Annotated in this window: 13 protein-coding genes and 1 pseudogene; 9 read left to right on the forward strand and 5 right to left on the reverse strand. The window is 65.9% G+C overall.

Going from position 1 to position 21,971, the window contains the following annotated elements:
* Positions 1-6,049 (reverse strand): RHS repeat domain-containing protein (locus P1K89_RS32370; RefSeq protein ID WP_284620667.1); only part of this gene is annotated, 6,049 nt, incomplete at its 3' end.
* A gap of 496 nt (positions 6,050-6,545) precedes the next feature.
* Here P1K89_RS32370 and secB point away from each other — a divergent pair.
* The 9 genes from secB (at position 6,546) to P1K89_RS32415 (ending at position 15,739) form a co-directional block, all read left to right on the forward strand.
* The gene (secB, locus tag P1K89_RS32375) at positions 6,546-7,010 is read left to right on the forward strand and encodes a protein-export chaperone SecB (protein WP_284620668.1); all 465 of its coding nucleotides are present in this window, start codon (positions 6,546-6,548) and stop codon (positions 7,008-7,010) included.
* Between the two features lie 96 nt (positions 7,011-7,106).
* On the forward strand, positions 7,107-8,141 hold the full coding sequence (locus P1K89_RS32380; protein WP_284620669.1) for a tetratricopeptide repeat protein: 1,035 nt from the start codon (positions 7,107-7,109) through the stop codon (positions 8,139-8,141).
* A gap of 119 nt (positions 8,142-8,260) precedes the next feature.
* Positions 8,261-9,352 (forward strand): EscU/YscU/HrcU family type III secretion system export apparatus switch protein, encoded by a 1,092-nt coding sequence (locus P1K89_RS32385; protein ID WP_284620670.1) that lies wholly within the window; start codon positions 8,261-8,263, stop codon positions 9,350-9,352.
* Between the two features lie 55 nt (positions 9,353-9,407).
* A complete protein-coding gene (gene flhA, locus P1K89_RS32390) occupies positions 9,408-11,465 on the forward strand; it encodes a flagellar biosynthesis protein FlhA (RefSeq protein WP_284620671.1) in 2,058 nt (685 codons plus the stop codon).
* A gap of 23 nt (positions 11,466-11,488) precedes the next feature.
* Positions 11,489-12,214 (forward strand): flagellar hook-basal body protein, encoded by a 726-nt coding sequence (locus tag P1K89_RS32395; protein WP_284620673.1) that lies wholly within the window; start codon positions 11,489-11,491, stop codon positions 12,212-12,214.
* A 53-nt stretch (positions 12,215-12,267) separates the two neighbouring features.
* Entirely contained in the window at positions 12,268-13,026 is a 759-nt protein-coding gene (locus tag P1K89_RS32400) for a flagellar hook-basal body protein (protein WP_284620674.1), read from the forward strand.
* A gap of 9 nt (positions 13,027-13,035) precedes the next feature.
* A complete protein-coding gene (locus P1K89_RS32405; RefSeq protein WP_284620675.1) occupies positions 13,036-14,007 on the forward strand; it encodes a flagella basal body P-ring formation protein FlgA in 972 nt (323 codons plus the stop codon).
* 2 nt (positions 14,008-14,009) lie between these two features.
* Positions 14,010-14,606 (forward strand): flagellar basal body L-ring protein FlgH, encoded by a 597-nt coding sequence (locus P1K89_RS32410; protein ID WP_284620676.1) that lies wholly within the window; start codon positions 14,010-14,012, stop codon positions 14,604-14,606.
* A complete protein-coding gene (locus P1K89_RS32415) occupies positions 14,591-15,739 on the forward strand; it encodes a flagellar basal body P-ring protein FlgI (protein ID WP_284620677.1) in 1,149 nt (382 codons plus the stop codon). Before P1K89_RS32410 ends, P1K89_RS32415 begins: the two co-directional genes overlap by 16 nt.
* 12 nt (positions 15,740-15,751) lie before the next feature.
* Here the strand turns inward: P1K89_RS32415 and P1K89_RS32420 are convergent, their stop codons facing one another.
* The 4 genes and pseudogenes from P1K89_RS32420 to P1K89_RS32435 all read right to left on the reverse strand — a co-directional run.
* On the reverse strand, positions 15,752-16,174 hold the full coding sequence (locus P1K89_RS32420; protein ID WP_284620678.1) for an MAPEG family protein: 423 nt from the start codon (positions 16,172-16,174) through the stop codon (positions 15,752-15,754).
* Between the two features lie 217 nt (positions 16,175-16,391).
* Positions 16,392-17,990: a two-component system sensor histidine kinase NtrB gene (locus tag P1K89_RS32425; protein ID WP_284620679.1), complete on the reverse strand. Its 1,599-nt coding sequence runs from the start codon at positions 17,988-17,990 to the stop codon at positions 16,392-16,394.
* A 186-nt stretch (positions 17,991-18,176) separates the two neighbouring features.
* Positions 18,177-21,032, reverse strand: coding sequence for a PAS domain S-box protein (locus P1K89_RS32430; protein WP_284620680.1), 2,856 nt, complete (start codon positions 21,030-21,032; stop codon positions 18,177-18,179).
* 503 nt (positions 21,033-21,535) lie between these two features.
* A pseudogene (locus tag P1K89_RS32435) lies at positions 21,536-21,971 on the reverse strand (IS630 family transposase); the annotation flags it as partial.

Below are 21,971 nucleotides of genomic sequence, written 5' to 3' on the forward strand. Positions count from 1 at the left end.
CTCCGTTGCCCAGGAACGTCTCGATCTCGGCGACCGTGTCCAGGCCACCGGCGGCCACTGCCACCGACTGCGCCAGCTGCAGCACCTCGGTCTTGTCGAAGCCGCTCACCGTCAGCGTCATGTCGCCCGCAGCCGACTGCATCGCGCTGTACGTGCGGCCGTTGCTGCCCACCAGCGTCCAGCTGCTGCTCTCGCGGTCCAAAGCAGATTGGTTTGCCGCTACGGCGAAGAAGGCATCCAACGCCTCAGCTGTGCGCACCACGCCGGTCGGCGCCTTGGCCCGCGCGATGGTGCCAATCCGATTCCCCAAGGCATCGTAGGAGAACCGGGTCGCGTTGCCGAGCTCGTCGATCGCATACGCTAGCCGACCCGCCGCGTCGTACACCATTTCACTGCGATGCAGGATCTGAACGGCGTTCAAGTGAGACAGCACATCGTCCACTTCCCAGCCGTTCTCACCGTCGTAGGCCTCCGCGAAGACCATCTGCTCCACGACTCGCCCGGAAGCGTCAAGGATGTTTCGCGTCACCGAGCCGCGCTCATCCACCGCAAGCACCGCACGATTCGCGGCATCGAACAGGGTCCTACGGGTGCGATCGCTGTCGCTACCGATGAGCGCCTGCGACACGTGTTGCGCGTCCAGGACGGTGCCCACGGCGAGCGGCTTGGCCCAGCGCGTAGAGGACGTGATGTTGCCGCGATCGTCGTAGGCGTAAGACGTGACCTGCCACGTCGAGTCGGTCGAGTAGGCCAGTCGATGCGCGCTGTCGTACACGCTGGCACTCCAGCGCGCCTCGGTCTTGCCTTGCAGGGCCGTCTCGATGGCCTGTTGGCGCTGCGTCCGGTCCGTCAAACCCCCCAGCACGCCCGCCGCGATGGGTTGACTGAACTGTCCCGTGCGCACGACGGCGCCGGACTCGTCACGAACGTAGCTCGTGACGTAACCGGCCGCATCGACGCCGTAGATCAGCCGTCCCGCAGAATCGAAGACCGTCTGGCTGACGCGGTTCTTCGCGTCGCTCTGGTCCAGCGCGGCCTCAACGGCTGCCTTTCGCTGGGCAACGCCGTTGACGTTGTCCAGGGTGGTCGGGGCGATGGCCTCGGCGAACGCGGTCCTGCGGACCTCCAGGCCGTTGTCGTCGTATTCGATGCCGGTGACCAGTCCCAACGCATCGATCTGGTAGATCAGCCAACCCGCAGCGTTGTATACCGCCTGCGACACCCGGTCCTGGTCACCGTCCGGCAGCGCAGCGATGGCCAGAACGATGTCGGCCGTGTCGGGGTCGATGGCTTGCGCATGCAGCGTGGTCTTGACGACCCGGCCCTGCTTGTCAAATGCGTAGCTGATGACCTCTCCCAGGGCGTTCCAGCTGTGCGTCTGGCGACCGTCCTTGTCATAGGCGGCGTGTTGCACCCAATCGCGCCTGGCATCGGCGAGCTGCGGCACCATCTCTTCGATGTCGGCTATCGAGGCGTTCGACGGCAAGCCGCTGAACGCCTGCGCGAAACTCCGCACTTCAGTCACGCGGCCGAGCGCGTCGTACTGATTTCGAGTTAAGCCCTTCAGCGGATCGAGCGTGTAGATCAGGCGATTGAGGTTGTCATAGTAGTAGCGAGTGGACTTGCCAGTCGCATCCGTGCTGCTGATGACGTTGCCTTGCTGGTCATGCGCATAGGTCGTCGTCAGGTTCAGGCCGGCAGGGTCGACGTGCCGCTCGATCAGCCACCCGAGGTGGTTGTAGACGTGCTCGACGGTGGTGTCACCCGTGGTGACCGTCAGCGTGCGCCCCTGGTCGTCGTAGGTGTAGGTGGTCTTCTCGGCTTGCAGGCCATCCGGGTCGATGCAGGTCTGGACGAGTTGGCCCAGCGCGTTGAAGCTCGACTCCCTCACCACGCCGCCGGCGTCGGCACGCACTTTGCGCTGTGCATCATCGATGGTGATTGTGGTGACGAGGTTCAGCCCCGTTGGATCCACCGTGCGCTTGATCTCGCGATTGGCTGCGTCGTACTCGATCGTCGTGACGATGCCTTCGGGCGAGGTGACGCTGATCAGGCGCCCGGCGTCGTCGCGCCCATACACCGTGGTCAGGTTCAGCCCGCCGTCGTCGACAGTCTGCGTGTGCAGGCCACCGTTGTCGTCGTATTGGTTGGTCGTCGTGATGCCGTTGCCATCCTTGACCTGGAAGACCTGCCCGTGGCGATTGAAGACGGTCTTGGTGGTGATGTTCTCGGCCGTGGTGACGGTATAGCTGCGTGCGTCAGGACTGTCGTCGTAGACGTAGGTCGTGGTGTTCTGCAGCGCATCCTTCACAGTGAGCACGCGGCTGAAGGCATCGTAGGTCATGCCCGTGCTCTTGTTGTTCGCATCCGTGACGGTGACGGTGCGCCCCAGGCGGTCGTACTTGAAGTTGGTGGCTATCAGGTTGCCGTCCAGCGTCTGCTGCACGCGTCCGAACGCGTCGTACACCGTGCCAAGGCTGCGCTTGGCGCCCACGTGGCCGGCGAAGTCCGCATCCTGCACGGTGTTCTTCAGCAGGCCCCGATGGTCATGGGCGAACGTGGTCAGGACGCTCTTGCCCTGCGCAGCCGGCAGCGTCAGCGCACTGGAAACCTCACCGACGAACGCGCCGTAGGTACGCTGCTGGGCGTTCCCGAGCGCGTCCACCGCTTTGGCAAGCTCGCCGCGCCTGGTGTACTCGAATTTATCGTGACGATCAAACGAGGCGTTCGCCAGCGCGTTGACCAGCGCCGACACGGTTGCGTCAATCTGGCCGCCATCGAGTGCCGCTAGGTTGACAGCGCTGAGTCGCTTGGCGTATTCCACGCTGTCGGACGCCTGACCGAAGCTGTTGTAGCGCTGCTCCCGAACTAGGCCGAGGGCGTCGATCGTGTACCGCAGCTGACCGAGCTGGTCGTAGTAGAAGCGGGTCTTGTTTCCGTTCTGGTCGGTGGTGCCGATGCGACGGCCGGCAATATCATAGTGATGCTTGACCGCATGCTGTGCCCAAACGGCCTCGACACCGTCGTCACTCAGACCAGGGTTGTCGGCCAGGATGCGTGCACCCTTGGCGCTCAGCTCGTGCGTGACACGCCCAAGTGCATCGTGCCGGACGAGGCTGATGCGTTCTTCGCTGGTGGCCACTGCGCTGAGGACCTTGATCAGCCGGCCGGCATCATCATAGGCGAAGGTCTTGGTAATGCCCTGCGCCGTGACCGTGCGCAGCCGGTTCGCGCCGTCATAGGTGCTCGTGGTGACCGCGTCGTTGCCATGCGGCGCCGGGCGCGTCTGGGAGAGCGTCTGCACGCCCGTGTACGGGTTGGCCTTGTTGTACCAGCGCTTCTCGACGAGCACGTTGCCGCGACCGTCGCGCGCGTACTCGGTTAGATAGCCTTCCGCATCGACGCGGAAGCGCATGCGGCCCTTGTTGTCGTAGGCAATGTATTCATGTTGGTGGTCCGCAGCAGTGGGTGACGCGGCATCGCTGGCCGCGTCCTTCAACTGCTGGAGTGAGCCACCGGCGCGAAGCGCAGGCGGCACGGCAGTGGCATAGCGGACCGTGTGCTTGAGACCGTGCACGCCGTACTCGAACAGCGTCAGGTAGCCCTCCGCATCCAGCACGCCGGTCTGGCGCCCCTGACCGTCCCAGAACTGACGCGAATGCCGGTCGTCGACCGAAGTCGGGACGATCGCTGGAGGGTCCGTCAGGCTCACCGCCGTGGCGCGGACAATAATGTCGGTCAGGCGACCGGCGCCATCATAGAGGTACTCGGTCACATAGGCGGTGTTTGCACTGACTGCGGTCAACACACGAGTGATGCGGTGGGCTGCGTCGTACTCCGTACGCACCTCGCGGTCATTTGCCGTGTCGAGCTGCGGCAGGATGGACTGCAGCTGCACGGTCGCCGGATCGCCGTCTGCGTTCACCAAGCTGACCAGCTGCGACGTACTGAGGCGTTTGGCATAGCTGGTCTGGCGCACGAGATCCAACCCATCGTAGGCCAGTTCGGTCAAGCCGCCCAAGTGGTCAATCGTGGCGACCCGGCGCCCGGATTCGTCGTACAGGTAGTAGGTCCGGTTGCCGAGCTGATCTTGCACCCAGCGCAGCAGGCCAGCCTTGTCGTACTTGTAGCTCACCGCGCCCAGGCCCGTCCCCGAAGCGCTTTGCGTTTGGCTCAGCAAGAGGCCGCGCATGTCGTGTACGCTCGTGGTCAGAACGCCACTGGCCGACGTGGTAAGGACCTCCCCATTGAAATCGTTGTAGGTGGTCGTCAGCTCGCTTTGCACGATACCGGCCTGAACCCACTGCTTGACGCTCAGCATCCGCCCGAGTCCGTCGTAGGTGTAGGTCGTGGCATTGACGGTATTCGGGTCTTTGCCATCAATCGGCTTGACTCCTCCCGCGGCGACAAACTGCAATAGATTGCCGCGCTGGTCATACACCGAGTACGAAATCGACTCCTGGCCATTGCCAACTCCTTCCCCTGTCGACGCGTCGATCTCATCCCACTCCGTCGTCTTGTATGCCAATCCGCGCGGATCGTACTCGACATCGGTGCGCGAGCAGTCGCCCCACTGGGTACTAGCCCAGCCCGCCAACTGCGATTCGCTCAAGGTGTCCATCGGGCCGAGGCCAAAGAGGTTGTAGCGCGCATGAAAGCGCAGCGTTGCCGTGCGCTGGCCTGCGGCGTTGTAGCGGTATTCAATGACTTCACCCTCTGCACTGACAACGAAACGTACATGCGCCTCGCCAGCGGCGTCATAGACTTGGCGCGTGGTACGTGGCTCGCCTGGTTGCGCCGCCGACCCGCTTCCATCGGCATCGGGCACCAGGAACTGCGTCGAGTTCAGCAGCTGGTTACGGGCGTCGTAGGTAAAGGTGACGGTGTTGCCCAGCTCGTCTCGACGCAGCGTCAGATTGTTCTTGGCGTCGTACTCCGATTCGGTCACCCGACCATTGGCATCCGTCACCTTCGTGACGTTGCCACGCCCGTCGTACTCGTAGCTGGTAGTCAGCGCGCCGCCGACGGAGTTGACCTTGACCTCTCGCAGCCGTCCGCTCGTATCGGTCCAGTAGCTCGTCGTCTGGTTCAGCGCATCAGTGACCGTTGTGATCGTGCCTTGCGCATCCGTCACGTACGAGAACGACGTATTGTTGTTCTCGCCGTCGGTCACGAACAGCACGCGTCCGTCCGCGTAGTAGCCGAAACTGGCCGAGCAGCTCACGCCTCCGGGCGTCCCGTCGCCTTGCGTGATGGTCTCCACCAGCTTCGTATTGCCCTTGTACGTGTAGTCCGTCACCCAGAACTTCGATCCGGCGCCGTCCAGCGCCAACTTCACCCTGGCCAGCCGGTTCTGCGCGTCGTACTCGTACCACGTGCGCGTCTGCAGCACCGCAGCCCCGCCGCCAGCGGGTACGGCCAGGATGCTGATGTGGGCCAATTGCCGATAGTTGGCGCCGCTGTTGTAAGCAAGCGTGATCGTCTGGCCCGACGCATCACTGATCTGCTGAAGCAGGTCAGTCGTCGTGTCCCAGACATAGGTAGTTTCGAGACCGTCGGAGTTCTCGCGCGCGATCAGCCGGCCTGCCGCATCGAATAGCTCGACGATGCGGGTAGTACCATCGGTGAAGGTCCACTGGCCCGCGCTGAACTCGAGCATGTCCTGCGCACCGCCGCCCGCGTCGCTCAACCACACATTGCCGGCCTTCGTGAAGGTCGCTTCACCGCCATCGCCGCCCTGCCTGGTAATCACGCTTCCGGCCGGATCTAGATCACCGATCAGCCTGGCGATGTCCAGCTGCCAGTTGTCCCCGTTGTCGTCGTTCAACAAGCCACGGGAGTTGTACGACCGCATGAGCGCCGTCCCGAGGCCCTTAGACGCCAGGAATTCGTCGGTCCACGACTGGATTACGACGTTCCCGTTGCTGACGTTGACGATGCTCGTGTCCGACCCGGTACGCCCGATCGCTCCGGAGCCGCTGCGCATGCCGAGAACGTCAGCGGACGTGTTGAACAGACCCAGGTTGCCGCCACCGATGATTGCCGTCATATCTTCCTCACACCTTGCTGGTTTGTTTGCCGCGGGGTGTCGCACGCCCGTCCTTGGTTGAGCGAGCGTTTCCGCCTCTACCCGCAGCCTTACCAGGATGTCCGGCGCGTGATCTGCCAGTAAAGGCCCCGCCAGCCGAGACGGCCCGCCACTGGGAGCGGGAGGTGGCTGTGCAGCAAGTGAGACAGTTCAGGCGTCGATGCAAGGCTCTCGCCTGAGCTTCGATCGGCGTCGTGTACGGTGACCGACACTGGCGAGGCCAACGACGCAAGATGAGCATCGTCGTCTGCATGAGGGCACCAACCGAAGTCAATCCGTACTTGTCTCGCCCTTCTGCGTCAGATCACTTGCCACTTTCCGCCACGGGCGGAACAACTGAAACTGGCGCGGGCAGTCGAGGAAACCACATGGATACCAGCGCGCCGAAGAATGCGTAGGTCCGGCACCCGGCGCGTCGCGCCTTTGCCAGATACAGCTCTCACTTAAAAGGGTCCCCATGAGCGAAACCGCAGACTCCCCGGTCTTCTCGATTCAGCGCATGTACGTCAAGGACATGGCGCTCGAGCAGCCCCATGCGCCGCAAATCCTGCTCGAATCCGCGCAACCCAAAGTCGATGTCAACCTCGGCCTGTCTGCCGAAGGCATCAATGACGGCTTCTTCGAGGTCTGCGTCATCGCTACGGTGGAGACCAAGGTCGACGAGAGGACGCTCTTCCGCATCCAGGCCAAGCAGGCCGGCATCTTCGAGATCCGCAACTTCCCGGAAGAGCAGCTCGAGGCCGTGGTTGGCATCGCGTGCCCGCAGATCATCTTCCCGTACCTGCGCTCGACCGTCTCCGACATCTGCACGCGCGGCGGCTACCCGCCCGTGACGCTCGCCGAAGTGAACTTCCACGCGATGTTCGAAGCGCGCAAGGGCGGCCCCGGTGCTGGGGACCCGACGCAAGCCACGCAGCAATGAGCGGGAACCGGCCGTCCGGTCATGGCACTACCTTCGCCCTGCCTGGAGGACGCGCCCGATGGGGGATCGCGGACAACTCGCCTTCTCGAGCATGTCGTGGCAGGGCGCTACGGCGTCGCTGAGCGGGCGCTAAACGAGGCGTTGTCGACAACCATCGTCGATGCCGGGTTGTGGCAGCTGCGCGGGATGATTCACTTCGCGCGGGGCGAGTATGCGATCGCGATGACGGATTTCGAGACTGCCGCGCTGTGCGGATTCGATGGGCGAGCCGTCAACATCGCCCATCGGATCCAGACGCTGCAGGCGCTCGGCCGCATCGGGGAAGCAAATGCACTCGAGGCACTCTGGGAGCACACCAAGCCGCTTTCGCTGGAAGCCTGCGAATGGCGAGATGCGGCGAACCTGCGCGCGCTGCCATCCGACTCCGATGGCGGTGGCGCCGATCGACCGCGAACGACCGGACATGCCGGTCAGAAGGCCATCATGACGCATGACATCGGTTCGCACCTGGCCGCGGGGCGGTCGGCGCTGGAGGCACGTGACCATGCCGCCGCGGAACGGCACTTTCGCGCCGTCGTCGGTGCACATCCCCTCCATGGCGAAGCCTGGCTGGGCATTGGCATGGCGAGGCTTCTGGCAGGGGAGCGTGCGGGTGCGCTCGCCGCGCTCGAAGTCGCGGTGGCGCAGCAGGATGCACGCGCGTCTGCATCCATCACGCTCGGCTGGGCCTGCATCGCATCCGACGACTCCCCGCGCGCGCATGAGGTCTTCGAAGCCGGGCTCGCCTGGTGCGCGGCATCCCTTCCGCTGATGAGCGGACTCGCGGCCGCACTCGCAATGCAGGGCATGCGGCAGGCTGCACGCGAGCTGGTGCGGGCGGTAAGGCTGCAGGCGCCCGATTCGCTCGGCGCCGAACTGGCGCAGTGCGTGCTGCGCCTGGCCGGCGGCCCAACGAGAACGGCTTCGCGGTCGCTCAGCACCCGGTTGCTGGCGGTTGGGCGTGCCTGCATGCGCGAGCGGCGCCAGCGCGTCGCCTCCGAATGCTTCAGCCTGGCCCTGATGGCGACGCGCGATCTTGGTCGTACCCAGGCGGACCTCGCGACGCTACTGGCCATTCATCACCTGCCCTGACAGGGCACCGCCACCAGCAAATGAAACACGCACTGGCTCGCACGAAGCCCGCCTGATACGGCGGCTCCCTAGAGTCCCCCAATCGATCGCCAAGCCGGCGCACCGCTCCAGGAGTTCACATGGCCGAAGCGGAATCCGAACAGGACAAGAGCGAAGCTGCCTCACCCTACAAGCTGGAACGTGCGCGCCAGCGCGGCCAATCCGCGCGCAGCCCCGACATCGGGGTGGCGACCGTGTTCGTCGCCCTGACGCTGTGCTGGTACGGCATGGGCGACTCGATCGCCCGGGGCATCGCCGACCTCGCCCGAGCCGACCTGTCAAACATCGGACTGCGCCAGTGGTCGCCGGACGGCATCTCGGCCTACCTCGTCGCCATTGGGATCGACTCGCTGGTGCTGCTGGCGCCGGTGCTCGTCGCGATCGCGCTGGCAGTGGGGCTGGCGGCCTTCGCACAGGTCGGACCCGTCTTCAGCGCCGAACCTGTGAAGCCGCAGTGGGACCGCGTCAATCCTGCAAGCGGCTTCAAGCGCTTGTTCTCCATGCGTATGCTGTTCGAGACCTTCAAGAGCGTGCTCAAGCTGGTAACACTGGGGATCGTGGTCTGGTTCAGCGTCGAGACGCTGATGCACGAGCTGTCCGTGCTCGGTCTCCAGGCGGCTCCTCAGCAGGCCGCCTGGCTGAAAGGCCATATCGGCTCGCTTCTCGTCAAGCTGACGCTGGTGCTGGTGGTCATCGCTCTGCTCGACCTGGGCTACGTGCGCTGGGAGTTCGCCCGCAAGATGCGCATGAGCCGTCGCGAGCAGCGCGACGAGCACAAGCAACGAGAAGGCGATCCCCGCATTCGCTCCCGGTTGCGCGAACTGCGCATGAAGATGCTGCGCCAGGCTCGCTCGCTGGTCAATCTTCCCAAGGCGGACGTGCTGATCACCAACCCAACGCACTACGCCATCGCCCTGGCCTACAGGCACGGCGAGATGGCGGCGCCGCAGATGCTGGCGAAGGGCGCCGGCGAGCTGGCGCACAAGCTTCGCCGCGCGGCCATGGCCAGGGGCATTCCGATCGTGCAGAACCCGCCGCTCGCACGCGCGCTTTACAAGCGTCTCGAGGTCGACGAATGGGTGCCCGAGGATCTCTACCCCGTGGTCGCACGAATCCTGGTGTGGGTGTATGCGCAGCGCGACGCGCAGGCCGCCGCGAGGGCCGCGACATGAACTCGACGAGCCGCACCCACGGAATTCGCCGGCACGCCACGCGGAGGACCATTTGATGAGCGCGTTGCGCAATGCATTGGGCGCCAACGCCGACATGGCGATGGTGTTTCTGGTCGTCGCGATCCTGACGGTGCTCTTCGCGCCGATTCCTGCGACCCTGCTCGACTTCCTGATCATCGCGAACTTCAGCTTCGCGATGCTCATCCTGCTGCTGACGTTCTACATCGGCCGGCCGGTGGAGTTCTCGACGTTCCCTTCGCTGCTGCTCGTGGCCACGCTGTTCCGCCTGTCCCTGAACGTCGCGGCCACCCGCCTCATCCTCGGCCACGGCGATGCGGGCCAGGTGATCGGCGCGGTGGGTGCCTACGTGGTGGGCGGCAACTACGTGATCGGCCTGATCGTGTTCCTGATCCTGGTCGTCGTTCAGTTCGTGGTCGTCACGAGCGGCGCGCAGCGCGTGTCGGAGGTCGCCGCACGCTTCATGCTTGACAGCATGCCCGGCCAGCAGATGAGCATCGACGCCGACCTGAACATGGGTTTCATCGATCAGGCGGAAGCGCAGCGCCGACGCCAGGATCTCAGCAAGGAGGCCGCCTTCTACGGCGCGATGGACGGCGCGAGCAAGTTCGTCAAGGGAGACGCCATCGCCGGCATCGTGATTCTGCTGATCAACATCGTCGGCGGTCTGGTGGTCGGCGTGATGCAAAGAGGCATGCGGTGGGGCGACGCGCTGCAGACCTTCACTCTGCTGACGATCGGCGACGGCATCGTCACGCAGGTGCCGGCGCTGGTCATCTCGGTCGGCACGGGCCTCATCGTCACCCGTTCGGCCTCCGGAGGAAACCTGGGCCATCAGGCGGTTGCGCAGATCACCGCGTTCCCGAAGACGCTGTGGATGGTGCTGCTGTCGCTGGCCGGACTGCTGGTATTCCCCGGCATCCCGAGCCTGCCGGTGCTGGTGGTGATGGGCGTGGTGCTGCTGGTGGTCTACGGCCGCCGCAAGCTGCAAGACGCGGCCGATACCCCGGACGAGCCGGGCGCCGCCGGGCGGACCGCCGAGTCCGCCAAGGACGACGCCGACTATGCCGCCCTCAGGGTGGAGCCGATCGAGGTGCACCTGGGCGCGCACCTGGCGCCCTTCCTTGGCGCGGAGCGGGCGACGCTGAAGGAGCGCATGGTCGCCTTTCGCAAGCAGTTCGCGCTCGAGTCCGGCTTCGTGGCCCCGGGCGTGCACTTCCGCGACGGCGCTCGCGTTCCGGCCGACGGCTACGAGATCTGCATCTTCGGTGTCGTCGCCGCGCGCGGAGAGCTGTTCCCGGATCGCACGCTCGCCATTCGCACCAGCACGCAGGCCCGCAAGCTGAACGGCATCGAGGGGGTCGAGCCGGCTTTCGGACTGCCCGCAGTCTGGATCGAGGACGACGAAAAAGAAGCCGCCCGCGCGGCGAAGTACACGCTCGTGGATCCGACGACGGCGCTCGTGACGCACATCAGCGAGGTCATCCGCGACCAGTCACCGCAGCTGCTGACCCGTCGCGAGATGGATGCGCTCGTCCAACCGCTGCGCGAGCGACAGCCCGGCCTTGTGGAAGACTTGGTGCCGACCCAGCTGGCGCTGGCCGATGTACAGCGGGTGCTGCAGAACCTGCTGCGCGAGCGGGTATCGATCCGCCACATCGAATCCATCATCGAGACGCTCAGCGAGCACGCCAAGTCGACGAAGGACACCACGGTGCTGACAGAGCTGGTGCGGCAGCGCCTGGGTGCCATCATCTGCCAGCCGCTCACGCGTTCCGACGGCACGCTGAACGTGCTGACGCTGGACGCGGCCGTCGAGCAGAAGCTCTCGCAGGGCCTGCGCGACGCAGCCGAAAGCGGCGCCGGCAACATCGTCATCGATCCGCGGCTCGCCGAGCAGTTGCTGTCGCGGCTGCTGCAGCAGTGCGAAAGCATGGCCCAGCGCAGCTTGATGCCCGTATTGCTGTGCGCTCCCGACCTGCGCCGCCACCTGCGTGCATTGAGCGAGCGGGTCGCGCCGCAACTCCACGTGCTTTCGCTCGCCGAGGTGCCGCGGGCGGCCAACCTGCGCGCCTTCGGCTCGGTCGCGATCTGAGCCACTCCCTTCGCACACCCCTCATGGACGACGCCCTCACCACCGCCATCCAGGCGATGCACAACAGCCAGGCGCGCCTGGCAGCGATCAGCCACAACGTCGCCAATGCCGCCACGCCCGGGTTCAAGCGGACCATTCCTGTCCTGCGGCCCTTCGAGCAGGTGCTCGCGGCCGCGGGCGCCGGAACGAATCCGGCAGCGCCACGTATCGACCTGGGCATCGATGCCAGCGCGGCAGCCGCGGTCCAGACGGGGCGGCCGCTGGACCTCATGGTCGAAGGCGACGCCTACCTCGAGCTGATGGGAGCCGATGGCGTGGGCTACGCGCGCAGCGGCAGTTTCAGGCTGGACGCCAGCGGCAGGCTGCTGAACGCTCAAGGCGCGGCCCTGCAAGGCGTCGGTGGCGCCCTGAGCCTCGGCGGCGATCCGGTGGTGGTGCATCCAGACGGTTCCCTGACGCAGAACGATCGCCCGGCTGGTTCGCTGAAGCTCGTCGCGCTGCCGCGCACCGGTCTGACGCGCGGCAACGACGGACTGCTTCGGCCGGTGGCTGGCGCCGCACCGCCGGCCGCCGCGAGCGACGGCCGCATCACCGTGCGCACTGGCAAGTTAGAGAACTCCAATGTCTCGACGGCGCGCGAGACGGTGATGCTGCTCGAGACCTCGCGAAGCTACGAAGCGCTGAGCCGCTTCTTCACCGCCTACGACGAGCAAATCGGCAACGCGATCCAGAAGCTCGGCGAGTTCTGACCAACCTCGATTCCTCATTCCCGAAAAGGCCCCGACCCATGAATGATTCGATGATGATTGCCGCGGCCAGCCTGGCAATGCAGCAGAGAAACCTCGAGACCATCGCCGGCAACCTCGCCAATATCAGCACACCGGGCTACAAGGCCACCCGCCTGAGCTTCGCAGAGGTGGTCCGCCGTACCAGCGCCAGCGGGGCGGATGGCGCGAACGGCCCCATCGCACCCGGTGGAGTCGCGGTCGCGGGCACCGACAAGGACTTCTCGACGGCCGGTGATCTGAAGCCCACGGGATCGGCGATGGATCTGGCGATCAACGGGCGCGGCTTCCTCGAAGTCAGCCTCGCCGACGGCAGCCGGGCCTTCACGCGCGGCGGCAGCCTGACGATCAACAAGGACTCGATGCTCACGACGCAGGCCGGCCTCGTGCTGAAGCCGGAGATCAGTGTGCCCGCCGATGCCACGCGCATCAACATCACGCCCGAAGGGCGCGTCATGGTGCAGGTGCCGGGCCATGCGGGCGAGCTCGAGCTCGGTCGCCTGGAGCTTGCCGCATTCGTCAATCCCGGGGGTCTGAAGGCGCTGGGCGACGGGCTGTACGTGCCGACCGGCGAGTCCGGCGAGGCCCTGGCCGTGCGTGCTGGCGAGGACGGGATCGGCACGCTGGCGCAAGGTGCGCTCGAGCAGTCGAACGTGCAGATGAACAACGAAATGGTCGCGCTCATGAAGGCGCAGCGCGCCTACGAGCTGAGCGCGCGCGTGCTCCAGGTCTCCGACGGCATCATGGCGGCGACCAACGAGCTGCTGCGCCGCTGAGTGCCTGCCATGCGAACCGCGCTGACATGCTTTCTGCTCGCCTGGAGCCTTTGCTCCGGCGCTGCCGCGCAACAGCTGACCGCCCGATCGACCGCAGTCGTCAAGGGCAGCAGCTACACGCTGGGCGAACTGGTCGACATCACCGGGTTGGACCCGGCACGCACCGAGCGACTGGCGATGCTCTCGATCGGCACCAGCCCGCGCGTCGGATACTCGGACCGCCTGGCGCGCGCTACGCTCGAGCAGCGCGTGCGCGCGGCCACCGGCGGGCTGGCGCTGAGCTGGTCCGGTGCGACGACGATCGAGTTGCAGCGCGCCGCCACGACGGTCTCCGGGGCGGACATCGTCGATCGGGCCGCGGGCTACCTGTACCAGTTGTTGGCCGGCGAACAGCTGCGCGTGGCGATCCAGCCGCTCGAGGACCAGCCCGACCTGCCGGTGAACCAGGGTCAGATCACGCTCAATGTGCGGCCGCTTCCGTACACCGAAGCGCTGCGCAAGCGTGCCAAGGTCTGGGTCGATGTCTACGTCGACGGCACCTTCCATCGCAGCGTGCCCGTGCAGTTCGCCGTCGAGGTATGGCGCGAGGCCTGGGTGACGCTCGATCCGCTGTCGGCTGGCGATGCGCTCGACTGCGGCCGGGTCGAGCGGCGCGAGGTCGACCTCGCCGCGCTGGCAAGGTCCGCGGCAAAGGACATCGGCGACCCGGGCGATCCCTGCACCGTACCTGGCGCACGCGCCAGCCGGGCCCTGGCTGCCGGCGAGCCGCTGGCGGCCTCCGCCTGGGTCGCGTCGGGCGTTGGCCTTCTCGGCGAGCGCATCGCACTGCGCGCGCACGGCAAGGGCGTGACGATCGAGATGCCGGTCGTACTGCTGGACGCGGCACAGGCGCGCAAGCGCGTGCGCGTGCGCCATGCCGGCCACGTTCTGAACGCCGAAGTCAGCGGCCCGGGCGTGCTCGAACTCGTCGACGGAGTGTGACCATGCGATTGCGACATCCCGCGGCGACTGTCGCCACCTGCCTGGCGGCCTGCGCCCTCCTACTGGTGCTCGAGGACTGCCAGGCGGCCGAGAGTCTCTACAACCCTGCCAGCTTCCGGCCGCTGGTGGCCGATCGGCGCGCTGCAGCGGCGGGCGACATCGTCACGGTGCTGGTCTACGAGAGCTCGAGCGCCACGACCACGGCCGATACCAACCTGAACCGCAACAACACGCTGGGCATTCAGGCGCAGGCTAATGCGCGCCAGCACGGCCTGAACCTCGGAGTCAACAACGACTTCGACGGCGGCGGCCGGGTCCAGCGTGCAGGTCGGGTGCTGGCGCAGCTGTCGGTCGCCGTCACCCAGGTGGACGCCAACGGCGACCTGTGGATTCGCGGAGAGCAGGAGATCGAATTGAACTCCGATCGCCAGCACATCCGTATCGAAGGACGCGTGCGACCGGCCGACATTGCGAACGGCAACAGCGTTCAATCCAATCGCATCGCCGATCTGAAGCTCAGCTACGTGGGCAACGGTGATCTCGCCGAGCGGCAACGCCCCGGCTTCTGGTCGAGGGTGATGACATGGCTGGGCTTCTGATGAACCGCGCGGGTAGGTGGCTCGCGCTTGCCGTGGCCTTGTGCGCGCTCGGCGCGACCTGTGGCCCTGTCGCGGCGGAGACTTCGATCCGCCTGAAGGACCTGGGACGCTTCCAGGGCTGGCGCGACAACCAGCTCGTGGGCTACGGCATCGTCACCGGCCTGGCGGGCACGGGCGATTCGCCCGGAAACAAGGCGACGCGCCAGGCCATGGCGAACCTGCTGGCGAACTTCGACTTCACGATCGCCGCGGACCAGGTGAGCAGCCGCAACGTGGCCGTGGTGACCGTCACCGCCGCGCTACCACCCTTCGCCAGCGACGGCAGCGCGATCGACGCAACGGCGGCGTCGATCGGCGACGCGCGCAGCCTGACCGGAGGCACGCTGCTGCTGACCCCGCTGCGCGGCGCCGATGGCAAGGTCTATGCGCTGGCACAGGGCGCCTTATCGGTCGGCGGCTACAAGTACGACTCGAACGGCAACGTCGTGCAAAAGAACCATCCGACGGTGGGCACGGTTCCTGGCGGCGCAACCGTCGAGGCGCAGCCGCGCAATCGTGAATTCGATCCAACCCGGCCGCTGGCCTTTCTGCTGAGCCGGCCCGACAACACCACGGCGATGCGCGTGGCCGGCGCGATCAACCGCTACGCCGGCAGCGAAATCGCCACGGCCCGCAACGGCGAAGCCATCGACGTCCGCATACCAGAATCGCGCGCCACGCGCCTGACCGAATTCCTGGCGCAGATGGAGGGCCTGACGGTCGCGCCGGACAACAAGGCTCGCGTGGTCATCAACGAGCGCACCGGGACCGTCGTCGCCGGCGGCGACGTCCGCATCGACCCGGTGGTGATCTCGCACGGCGAACTGAAGGTTTCGATCACGTCGGAAACCAGCGTGTCGCAGCCCATGCTCGTGCGCCAGACCGCTCCGGGCGTTCGTACCGAAGTGGTCACCAATACACGCATCGAGGCGCAGGAGAACGGCGAGACCGGGCTGGTGACGACCGGGCAGCAAACCGTGGGCGAACTGATGCGGATGCTCACGAAGATCAAGACACCGACGCGCGACATCATCAGCATCCTGCGGGCGGTGAATGCGGCAGGCGCATTGCATGCCGAGCTGGTAGTTCAGTAGGACCCCGTCGCTTCAAATGCGCAGCAAGAGCAGCCCGCCCATCGCGATCATCGATGCGAGCTGGACGATCCAGCACCCGGCTCGCACGAAAACCAGCGCCGGCCCAGTGCCCGCTACGTGTGCCAGCGACTGCGCCAGGCGGGCATAGAGCACCAGCGTGGCCAGTCCGGCCATGGCTTGGAACTCGCCAAGCACGGCGCCCGCCAGCACGATCACAGCAAAGACAGGCAGGTTCTCGAGGCAGTTGGCATGTGCATCCTCGATGCGGCGCACGACAGGCGGATCCGAGACCGTGCGCTGCCCGCGCGCCCAGCTCGTGATCGCCGTTCCCCCGAGCCACCGGCTCGATCGATAGCCGAAGACCACCGCGGCCAGAAGAGCGGTCCACAGTGCGAATCCAAGCAATGCTTCTACGGCGGTGAGTTGGGCGATCATGCTGTGCGACGCGTCTCGAGTGAAACGGTCAGCTCTTCGCGACGTGCGCGGAAGGCTGGTCTCGCGTCAATCATGGATCGAGCAGGGCCGGCAGCGGAGAGAGCAACCCCTGCCCGATCGGAGACTCCTTTGACGTCTTCGGGCAAGACGGGCGCCCTGATGACCCGCGCCGAGCCCGGTCGCGGCGCATGGCGCAACCCAGGAGCGCCGCGGCGCTTTACCCGATCGGGAGTGTGAGCACGAAGGCGGCCCCCGAATCCGAGGCTTCGAGAACGAGGTCTCCGCCATGGTCGCGGGCAACGGCCCGCGAAGACGCCAGACCGAGACCCGTTCCGATGCCTTCGGCCTTCGCGGTGAAGCAAACCTCGAACAGGCGCGCCTTCGCATCCTCGGAGACGCCCGGCCTGGTGTCGGCAACGCGAAGGCGCACGGCGCAGGCGTTGCCTGCGGCGTCACGCTCCGCCTCGGTGGTGACGACGACGCGGCGCTCTGCGACTTCGACTGTCGCGAGCACCTGCTGTGCATTGACCAGCAGGTTCAGCACGATCTGCGCGAGCTGGTCTTCGTCGGCAAGGAGCGGCGGCAGCGCATCGCCGAGGTCGAGCCGGAGTTCCGTGTCGTGAGTGCGGTACGTGAACGCCAGCAGCTCCGCTGCCGCGCGCACGGTGTCGTTCAGTGCAACCCGGCACCGCTGCAAAGGACGCCCTCTCGCCATGTCGAGGAAGCTCCGGACGATGCGACCGCACCGTTCTGCAGCATCACGGATCTGGCGCGCTTCTCGTTGCAGATCGGGACGGCTCGCACACCGCTCTTCAAGCAACGCTGCACGCCCCATCACGATCGCCAGCGGATTGTTGAGCTCGTGTGCCACGCCCGCGACCAGACCGCCCATCGTCGAAAAGCGCTCGCAGCGCCGAAGCGCTTCTCGCTGCCGCTGGATCTCGAGCGTCGCGCGCTGCCGTTCAGAGAGGTCGTTGATCGACGCGGTGTAGTACGGCCGCGCATCCACGTCGGTGCGCCAGACGACCACTTCGACGGGAATCTCGCGCCCATCGGCGCAGAGGGCCTGAGTTTCCCTCCTCCTGCCCAGCAGCCTGGGCAATTCGCCGGCGCACAAGCGATGGCGCAGGACTTCGTGTCGATCCCGATAGCGGCGCGGAATCAGCAAGTCGCTTGCGGATCGCCCGATCACCTCAGTCCTCGACCAGCCGAACATGGCCTCGGCGGATGGATTGAACTCGACGATGCTGCCGTCCGAGCGCGTGGACACGATGGCAGCGTGTGCGTTGTCGACGATGGCGGTCTTGAGCGCTTCGCTCAGCCGCAGCTGTTCGTCGCGAATGGCCAGCTGCTGCTCGCTAAGGCGCAACGCCGTGTGGTCGAGGCCGCAAACGACAACCGCTTGGACGGTGCCGCCGCCGGGCGCATACGGCATCACCTGCTGTTCGCGAAAGCGGCGCCCGTGCTTCTTGTAGCGAACCCAGCCCTCCAGGTGAACCGATTCGCCGCCGAATGCCCGCTCGAAGATCGGAACGAAACCGTGGTACACCCGTTCGTCGAGCACCTCCGACATGAGGCGTCCCACGACGCATTCCGCCGGCAGTCCCATGAACTTCAAGGCCTCGGCGTTTGCGTATCGGTAGCGTCGGTCGCGATCAACGACCACGACTCTCGTGGAGACGTGCTCGAGTATCAGTGCCGCGAGCGTGGAGTCGAGGATCGGCACCGACGGCGCGGCTTCGCCCCAGCACGCGCGCGACCATCGCAGCTTACGTTCGTCCAATTCTTCTTCCTGCACTCGAAATTGAGCGTCCAAGTGTCGCTCCGTGGTTTCGGAATGCTAACCCAGGCGCAGGACGGCGCAGCGCAATTTGGTACCAGGCCACCATTCGGTGGAGTCGCATTCGATAGCAATGTCAATATTGAAGCGGCGCCCTTAACGATCTCGCCGTTCGCCTGAAATCCTCTGCCCTCGGGCGGTTGCAATCGACGATCGACGCGGTCATTGTCCAGGCAGCTGGTACGAAAGCTGCCGAACCGCACCAACCAGCTCGCTCGAACTGAACGGCTTGTCCAACGCCTGGCAGCCCGATTCGCTCAGGAACTGTCGCACGTCCAAGCTCAGCGTGTCCCCCGTGACCAACAGCATCCTGTCCGCCAGCGCCGCATCGCGCTCCTTCACCTTGCGCCACAGCGTCGCGCCGTCCATGTCCGGCATCCGGATGTCCGACACCAGCGCATCGAATCGCTCCAACGACAGCATCTCCAGCGCCACCGCTCCCGACTCCGCCGTCAGCACCTCGAAACCCGCCGCCTCCAGCATCGTCCTCATCACGTCGGCAAGCTCCGGCTCGTCGTCCACCACCAGCACCTTCACCCCGTCGGCCGCCCCCGACTCAAGCTGAACTTGCCGCTCGGGAACTTGCACCTGCGGCGCGGTGCTCGGCAGCCAGAACATGAACGATGCGCCACCCCCCGCACACTCCTCCAGTACCAGATCGCCGCCATGCTCGCGCGCGATTGACTGCGACACCGACAGCCCCAGCCCGGTGCCCACCCCCTCCGACTTCGTCGTGAAGAACGGGGCGAAGATCCGCCCGCGCAGCTCCGTCGGCACCCCGGGGCCGCTGTCGGCCACCCGCAGCCACACCCGCCCTTCCTCCTGCCCTGTCTCCACCAGCAGCTGCCTCAGCCCTTGCACCCCGCTCATCGCCTGCTGCGCGTTGACCATCAAGTTCAGCACCACCTGCCCCAGCTGATCCCCATCGGCCTGCACCACGTGCAGCTGCGCCGCCAGCCTCAGCTCCACCCGAATCGCATTCGTGCGCAGCACGTAGCCCAGCATCTCCGCCGCTCCTCGCACCACGTCGTTGAGCTGCACCTGCCCCAGCACCGCCTTCCGCTGCCGCGCCATGTTCAGGAACGTGCGCACGATGCGCCCGCAGCGTTGCGCCGCTTCCCTCACCCGCTGCGCCTCCTGCTGCATCGCCGTCCCGCTACCCAGCTCCTCCAGCAGCGATGCCCGTCCCATCACCACCGCCAGCGGGTTGTTCAGCTCGTGCGCTACACCCGCCAGCAGGCTTCCCATCGTCGTCAACTTCTCGCTCTGCCTCAACTCGTTGCGCTGTCGCTCGATCAGCTCCGCGCTGCGCTGCTGCTCCGTTATGTCTCGCAGACTCGCCGTAAACAACATGCCGCCGGAGCTCTCTGCTCGCCACACGATCGCTTCGGCCGGAAACTCGCTGCCATCGGCACGTTGCGCCCTGAGGCACCAGCGGCGCCCGATGTAAGCATTGCCCTCGACCTGGCGCACCGCCTGCTCGCGCAGCGCACGCTGGCGCTCGCGATACCGCTCGGGAACGAGATTCTCGTGCGGCTGCCCGAGCACCTGCTCGCGGCTCCAGCCGAACATCGCCTCGGCCGCAGGATTGAACTCGACGATCCGGCCCTCTGGATCTGCCGTCACGATCGCGTCCATCGCGTGATCGACAATGGCCGCTTTGAGTGCGTTCGCCGTCCGCAAGCGCCTCTGGAGCCGAAGCTGATGGGCGGCCGCCAAGCCTCCTACGAGGGCCGTCGCACTGATGAGCATCAGCAGCAGCATGCCGCGTCGTGCGTCCGCTTCGCTGGTTCTCAGCAGCAGCAGCGCGTTCTCGCGCTCCTGCCGCTCGATCTCGAATCGAGCGCGCATTTCGGCGCTGCGTTCGTCGTTCGCCTCGGCGGCGGCGCGCTTCTCGGCAGCCAGCAGCGCATGCATCTGTCGCAGGGCCGAGCTCGTGTCGCCGAAGGCCATGTGCACCGCGACCGCCGCTTCGTGAAAGCTGATGTCATGAGCGGCCGCGCGCATCTCGACCCGCAGCCGGTCGGCTTCCCCGACCACCGACAGGCTCCTCTCGCGGGCGCCGGTACGGGCCAACCCGACGGCCTTCGTCAGCAGCACGCGGAAGCGGGCTGCCGTGCCGCCGAGCCGCCTCACTTCGGGCTCCGCACGCGCCAGCCGCCCGAGGGCGTCCCGAGGACGGTCGTCGTCGAGATCCAGCCGTGCGAGCTGGTGCAGCAGATTGGCCTCGAACAGCGCGCCACCGGTGAACGGAGCGAGGCGCATCGCCTTCTCGTACATCCGGCGGGCACTTGTCCGGTCCCCTTGCGCATGAAGTGCACGACCCATGTTATGCATCAGATTCCCGGCGTAGTACGGATACTCGGCTTCGTCGACCAGTCCCAACGCAGCTTTCAACTGGCCCAGCCCCACGCCGCGCTGCGCGTCGGTTGCTCGATCCGATGTGTTGGCGAATGCCATTCCCAGCAGGGCATTCGACATTCCAAACCGGTCCTCTTCTTGCCGCGCGATCGCGAAACCCGTGTTGAACGACTCAAGGGCCTCTGCGGTGCGGCCTTTGCCCTGAAGCATCAGGCCGCGCATGGTCACGACGCGCGCGCGATGACGCTGCAACGATGACTTGCCGGCAGCGATCTGACTGGCTTCGTCGAGGGTGGCGTGCGCGTCGACCGTGCGCTGCTGATAGCTGAAGTACAACGCCCGGGCCATCAACAACTCGATCGTTGCTGCCGCGTCAGCGAACTTGGCAGCCAGAATCAGGCCGCGCTCAATGTCCCGGTCCGAAGCGTTCGCCTCGTCGAGCTCGGCACTACCGGGCACGAACACGCGCACGGCTTCCAACTCGGCTCGTTCGTCCTTTGTATTGCGGGCACGACTCAGCTGGAGCGACGCTTCTGCGACGGCCGACCTTGGATTGCCGAAGACCTGCCGCTCGACACGCTCGAGCGCGAAGTCCTCTGGCGACCCCTTCGCGGCGAAAGGCATTGCCACCGACGTCAGCAACACCGCGGCAACCACCGACGATCCGGCCCAGGCTGGCACTCGCCGAGCTCCGCGATGCCCGCTTCCATCGGATGGCAGTGCGAGTGTCCTGTCGTCGGTCCGTGCCATGCCCTCTCGCAAACTGCTTGCGGCGAGTGTGGGAGGGGTGCAGCGCGACGTACCGCCGATCCCAGGTTGCTGCCGCGTGTACCCAGTGCATCCGGACCGGCGTGATCGGGTTAAGCGAACCCTGCGCCGGTGCGGCAGATTGGACGAAAAATATCACGAAGCCCGCTTGATCGATGTGAAGCGGAACAATCGAAACAACGCAGCGAAGATGCCGACACGGTCTTGATACACCGCCTGTCGACCATGGGTCGAACAAGGGCACGCCACGTGGCCCCGACTCCTTCCAATGAACCTGCTTCGCGAGCCGGACCCTTTTGCGCCGTCAGATGACACGGACCCTCGCCCTCCGTACGTGGTCTGGCTGGAGCGCGGGTGCTTCGGCCACGCCTGCCAGCTTCTACTCCATTGAATCATAAGAATTGGCGGTGTCGCCGCGACGGATCGTCGTACTTCCACTTCAGCGGCTTGGGGTCCTTGTTGTACTGACGGATGTCGCGCATGAGCTTCTTGTCCAGGTCCTTGACCGACGTGAAGACGCCGCGGCTGATCACGTCTCGCTGGATCCGCGAGAACCAGTTCTCCACCTGGTTCAGCCAGGACGAATAGGTTGGCGTGTAGTGGATGTGGACCTGTTCATGTGCGCTCAGGAACTCTTCGACGAGACCGGTCTTGTGGCTGCTGACGTTGTCTCAGATCACGTGGATCTCACGCTGCTCGGGTTGGCTGGCAACGACCTCCTCGAGAAAGGCGACGAACTGCTCGCTGGTGTGCCTGGCAGCGGTCTTGCCCAGAACCTCGCCAGTGGCCGTGTTCAGCGCCGCGAACAGGCTCAGCGTGCCGTTGCGC

The sequence above is a fragment of the Aquabacterium humicola genome, assembly GCF_030167915.1.
Lineage (GTDB): Bacteria > Pseudomonadota > Gammaproteobacteria > Burkholderiales > Burkholderiaceae_C > Pseudaquabacterium > Pseudaquabacterium humicola.